At 67.7% G+C, this 5,539-nt stretch carries 5 protein-coding genes; 3 read left to right on the top strand and 2 right to left on the bottom strand.

Features of this window, described 5'->3' with window-relative positions:
• Both Q8O80_RS07885 and Q8O80_RS07880 read right to left on the bottom strand, forming a co-directional pair.
• Positions 1 to 1,993: FAD-dependent oxidoreductase (locus Q8O80_RS07885; protein WP_305578691.1), on the bottom strand; the 1,993-nt coding region annotated here is incomplete at its 3' end.
• Positions 1,990 to 3,054 (bottom strand): hypothetical protein, encoded by a 1,065-nt coding sequence (locus Q8O80_RS07880; protein ID WP_305578689.1) that lies wholly within the window; start codon positions 3,052 to 3,054, stop codon positions 1,990 to 1,992. The genes Q8O80_RS07885 and Q8O80_RS07880, both read right to left, overlap by 4 nt.
• Before the next feature lie 123 nt (positions 3,055 to 3,177).
• Between Q8O80_RS07880 and ccmI the strand changes: the two genes are divergently transcribed.
• The 3 genes from ccmI to Q8O80_RS07865 form a co-directional block, all read left to right on the top strand.
• Complete coding sequence (gene ccmI / locus Q8O80_RS07875) at positions 3,178 to 4,287, top strand: c-type cytochrome biogenesis protein CcmI (protein WP_305578687.1); 1,110 nt, start codon at positions 3,178 to 3,180, stop codon at positions 4,285 to 4,287.
• Positions 4,284 to 4,757, top strand: a complete 474-nt coding sequence (gene ccmE / locus Q8O80_RS07870; RefSeq protein WP_305578685.1) for a cytochrome c maturation protein CcmE — start codon at positions 4,284 to 4,286, stop codon at positions 4,755 to 4,757. Before ccmI ends, ccmE begins: the two co-directional genes overlap by 4 nt.
• A partial coding sequence (locus Q8O80_RS07865) for a heme lyase CcmF/NrfE family subunit (RefSeq protein WP_305578683.1) occupies positions 4,754 to 5,539 on the top strand: 786 nt, incomplete at its 3' end. The genes ccmE and Q8O80_RS07865, both read left to right, overlap by 4 nt.

Genomic DNA, 5,539 nt, shown 5'->3' with positions numbered 1-5,539 from the left:
TCAGTCGCACCGGAATGGCCCGGCCCTGTTCCCGCACCGCGGCAGTGCGACCGGCCCGGGCGAAGGGCGCCGCAAGCAGCGCAATGCTGCCGTTCTCGACCGCCCGCAACACCACGCCAATTGCGGCCTGTGGATCGGCGCTGTCACTATCACGCTGCAGCAGCGCACCCGGCTCCAGCGCGCGCCGGTCCTCGGGCTCGATCAACCAGAGCTCGACTTCAGGCCCGAACCTGCCGGTCAAAAACCCTGGCACCAGCGGCGCCATATCCGGCGGCGAGCTTGGCTCGCTGCTGCCCGAGCGGGTTGCGATGGTGACCATGGCGACCCGTTCCTGCGCCACCGCGCCGGCGCTGTCGGGAGCAATCAGCCCCAATTGCACGCCAGCGGCGATATCGGGCGTCGTCAGCGCCTGCGGTACATCTGCCAAATTCCACGCTGACGTGCTGGGCACGAGTGGCAGCCAGCCGAACCAGCGTGTGGCCGCCGGGCGCGGACGGGCCAGCGCGCCATGGCCAGCGTCGAGAAAGCTGGGTGCAACAGCCTGCTCGCTCGGCGGCGCGATCGGGCAGGGGGCGTCCGCCGTCTCGTAGATCGGGTCGACGCGCCGTTCCGTGACCGCCACTGCCGGCCGGTCGAGCAGCTGGTTGATGGCCGCACGTCCGCTGGCCAGACAGGCGCTATGGCCCAGATAGCCCGCCGCATTGCCGGCCAGGGCCATGCCCTGAGGGCCGGAACCGGGTTCGAGCCGCTGCTGTTGCGTGTTCCAGTGGCTGGTGCCGCCCGCCATGTGCCAGAGTTCCAGATCTGGCTGCCAGCCCCCGCACACCACCAGCCGGTCCGCGCTCAGCGTCGGCTCCTCGTGGGCGAAGCCGGCCATGGCCAAATGCGGGCTGACCTCCAACCCCGCACCCTGCGGCGCATGGCGGGCTTCGGCGATTATGGTGCCAGGCGCCATGGTGATGCCATAGGCCTTGCTGAACTCGATAAAGCGCGATTGCGGCTGCGGCCGCGCATCGATGATGCGGGGCACGGCAATGCCGGCGTCGCGGGCCAGCATGGCCAGCCGATAGGCGACGCTGCTGGCGGTGGCGAACAGCGCCGACTGGCCACACCACACCCCATAGTTCCTTGCCAGATCATAGGCCTCACGCAGGCCCACAATGCCCGGCAGCCGATTGCCGGCAAAGACCGGCAGGCGCTCGCTCGCGCCCGTGGCGATGACGATGTAATTGGCGTGCAGATCCACCACCCGCGCCGACGGCATGGTGTCGGCCTTGTCGGTGATGTGAACGCGCACCGCACCCGGCCGCGCCGCATAGACGGCGGCGTGGGTCAGCGCCGTAATGCCGGGAGAATCAGCAATGGCCGCACCCAGCCGCAGCCAACTCGCTTCGGGCGTTTCCTCGCCGTCCAGGCTGCCAAACAGCCCGCCATAGCCGCCCAGACGCGGCGAGGCCTCAAGCAGAATAACGCTCAACCCGCTATCGGCAGCAGCGATAGCGGCCGACATGCCGGCGACGCCACCCCCCACCACAATAAGATCGGCGGGGGTCTCGACCGCGCCGATCCCTTCTGTCCAGGGCAGGGCCATGGCGTTGGCCCGGCGCACATCCACCCCCAATGAAGTGCCCGGTGCGAGCAGGTTGCGCAGCCGATGCAGCGCCGCATAGCGCGAACGCGGCGCCAGCGTCCGATATTCGGCGCCCGCCGTGATCGGGGTCCGCTCCATCGCCAGGGCGCGCTGCGGATCACTGGCCTGCGCGGCGGCAATAATGGCCGGCGCAAACCGGCTGGAGAGCGCCAGCGGTCCTTCGGCCCCGCGGCCGACCGTATCAATGCCCGCAGCCAGCACGGCGCTGAGCACGCTATCGCCAGCAAACCCCTCGATCGTGCGCCCATCCAGCTTGAACTGCAGCTTCTGGTCGCGATCAATGGCGCTGCCGGCCAGTGGTCCGGCGGTGGCAGCGGCCAACCTGTTGGGCTGCCCCCTCATCGTGGCGCTCCGATATCGCTGACCCGGCTGTCCGCATGGTTTCGGTCCACCAGGTGCGCGGCAAACCAGTCATTCTCCGACGCGCTGGCCTGGCCGCACAGCCAGCGGGCGATGGCCGGCGCCAGAAACGCCCCGATGGCGCCAAAACCGGCCAGCACATCCGGGCCCGTCCCCCCCAAGCGACCGGCTGCCGGGGCGCCGTCGCGGGTGATCACCCCTGGAAAGCTGGCTTGACCGGCCTGCCGGACGACGCCCGTCTGGCCCAGCGCCGTGCCCAGTGCGCGGGACAGCGTGTCGATCGCACCCGGTCCGTGCGCCATGATGCCCCCGCTGGCAAGCTGGTTGAGCATCACCCCGCTATCGAGCTGGCACAGGACTGGCGCCGCCAGTTTCTGGTGCGGGATGGTCAGGATGGTGCTGGCCAATTGCTGCTGCAGCAGCGTCGGCCAGCTTGTGCCCGCCAGATGGGTGATGATGGCGGCATCATCGGCCAGGATGGTTTGGCCAATGGTGATGGTTTCGTCGGCAAGAACGCATTCTGCCCGGCCGTCCCACTGGATCTGCAGCGGCACCTCGACCGGCAGCCGCTTTACGCCGCTTTGCGCCATCCAGCTGTCGAGGGCGGGTTCCAGCACGGCCCGGCGCAGCAGCACCGCATCGCGCAGCATCACGCCATCGCGGTCCGGCCCGAGATAGTGCAGCGGCGTCCGCTCAGCCGCCACCCCATAGGCCGCCGCCATGTGGCGGAGATGGGCCAGCGCCTGCTTGCCCGGAGCCCCGTCGGCGAACAGGATCGGGTCCAGCCGGACCATTGATGCCCGCTTGCCGATCCTGCTGATCAGCCTCGTGGTCTCGGGGACGGTGTGGGCCAGCAGAGCCCAGCTTTGCGGTCGCGTTATCGCCGCCACCGACAGATCGAGCCCCTGCGGCAGGCGCTGCCCTGCCACGCTCGCGCCCTGGAACAGCACCGACTTGCCATGCACCGTGGCCAGCAGCCCGGCCAGCAGGCGCGCCAGCGGCGTGGCGCCGATAATGGCGAAGTCGACGCGGCTTTGCTTCATGCCGCCACACCGGCCTGTGGCAATGCGTCCCCCGCAATGGTCCGTGTTTTTGTGGTTTTTCGCCGTATTCCGGTTATAGATGGGGCCATATTGCCGTGCGTCGGCGCTAAGTATTCGTGGCCCATGATTTTCTGGTTTGTCGCCATCGCTGTTACCGCCATTGCGTGCGCTGCCCTTCTTTACGCAGCGGGCTCGCGCACGGTCAACGCAGCGGGGCCTGAATTGGCTGATGGCAACCGTGATTTTGGCCTTGTGCTGGCCGGGATCGATGCCGATCTCGCCGCCGGCAAGCTGGAAGCCGCCGACGCCGAGGCCGCCAAGGGCGAACTGGCCCGCGAAATCCTGCGCCTCAAGGCGGAAACGCAACAGGTCGCAGCGCTGCGCCCCGAAATGGGTCGTGCACCCCTGCTGGCCGGTCTGGCCGGCATCGCCGCGCTGGCTCTGGTGGTCTATGCGCAACTGGGCAGTCCCGACCTGCCGGCGCAGCCACTGGCCGACCGGGTGCCGGCGAGTGCAACCCAGGAGGTTGACCTGGACCAGGCCATTGTGCGCATCGAAGCCGCCCTGGCTGCCAATCCTGACGATCTGCGCGGCTGGACGGTGATTGCCCCCGCCTACATGCAAATGGGTCGCTTTGGCGATGCCGTGCAGGCCTATCGCCGCATCATCGCGCTGTCCGGCCCGACGCCCGACCTGCAGACCAATCTGGCCGAAGCGCTGATGTTCGAGGCGCAGGGCGCGGGCTCGCCTGAGGCGATGGACTTGTTGCGCACCGCTGCCGCCAGCGACCCGCGCCATGTGCTGTCGCGGCTCTATATCGCTGCCGAACTGACACGGCAGGGCGACTATCCGGCCGCCATTGCCGCCTGGAACGACGCCCTGGCGCTGTCGACGGGCGATGAACCCTGGCTGCCCGCCGCCCAGCAGGGTCTCGCCGTGGCCCAGAACGACGGTGCCGAGCCGGTTGACGGTCCGGCCGCCGCGCTCGATGATCAGCAAGCAGAGATGATCGCCGGCATGGTGTCGGGCCTCGCGTCACGACTGGCCGAGCAGGGCGGCACCATTGAGGAGTGGACCCAATTGGTGCGCGCCTATCTGGTGCTGGGCGACACCGCCAAGGCCCAGGCGGCCTTTGACGAGGCCGTTTCGGCCTATCCGCAGGCCTTCGATCGCGGTGAACTCGATACGCTGGCGCTCGGCGCCGGCCTCACCATCAAGGGAGCAAAGCCATGACCATGCCCATCGGCGTTCGCAAGTCGGGTTGGACGCGCAAGCAGAAGCGGCTGGCGGTCATCGCCGGGCTGGCGCTGGTGCTGGCGCTGGCGACCACGCTGGTGCTGGTGGCACTGCGCGACCAGATCGTGTTTTTCCATTCGCCATCCGACATCATGGCCCGCGACATCGCCATCGGTCAGCCGATCCGGCTCGGTGGCCTGGTCAAGGACGCCAGCTGGGTGCGGGAAGGGCAGGACAATGTGTTCATCGTCACCGATGGCGCCAATGACGTGACGGCCCGCTATGTCGGCCTGCTGCCCGATCTGTTCCGCGAGGGGCAGGGCGTGGTCGCCGAGGGCAGCATGGGCTCCGATGGTCAGTTCACCGCCACCAACGTGCTGGCCAAGCACGATGAAAACTACCTTCCCAAGGAAGTCGTCGACGCCCTCAAGGCCAGCGGCGAATGGCGTCCGGAGACGGCGCAGTGAGTATTGAACTCGGCCATTTCGCGCTGATCCTGGCCTTTGCCATCGCCACCATGGGCGCGATTGGCGGCTATGCGTTCTGGCGCTCGGGCGCGCGCATTGCACAGGTACTCAGCCAGGCCGCCATCCTGCAATTCGTGCTGGTGGCCGTGGCCTTTCTGGCGCTGGTCCAGGCCTTCGTCACCTCGGACTTCTCGCTGCTGCTGGCGGTGAACCATTCCCATTCGCTCAAGCCGCTGATCTTCAAGATCTCCGGCGTCTGGGGCAATCACGAAGGCTCCATGGTGCTGTGGATCTTCATCCTGGTCAGTTTCGGCGCCATGGTTGCAGCCTTTGGCCGCCGCCTGCCGCATGACCTGCTGACCCTGGTGCTGGCCACCCAGAGCCTGCTGACGGCGGCGTTTGCCGGCTTCACCATTTTGACCTCCAACCCGTTTGCGCGGGTATTCCCGGCGCCGCTGCAGGGCAATGACCTCAACCCGGTGCTGCAGGATATCGGTCTGGCGATCCATCCGCCCCTGCTCTATGCCGGCTATGTCGGTTTCTCGGTCTGCTTTTCCTTCGCCATTGCCGCGTTGATTTCGGGCCGCATCGATCAGGCCTGGGCCCGCTGGGTACGTCCCTGGGCGATGCTGAGCTGGACATTCCTGACGCTGGGCATCGCCATGGGCTCCTACTGGGCCTATTACGAGCTTGGCTGGGGTGGCTGGTGGTTCTGGGACCCGGTGGAAAATGCCAGCTTCATGCCCTGGCTGGCCGGCACGGCGCTGCTGCACTCGGCGTTG

The organism is Devosia sp., assembly GCF_030689745.1.
Classification (GTDB): Bacteria; Pseudomonadota; Alphaproteobacteria; order Rhizobiales; family Devosiaceae; genus Devosia; species Devosia alba.
Note: the sequence above shows the minus strand (reverse complement) of the source record. Positions and strands in the feature narration are given on the sequence as shown.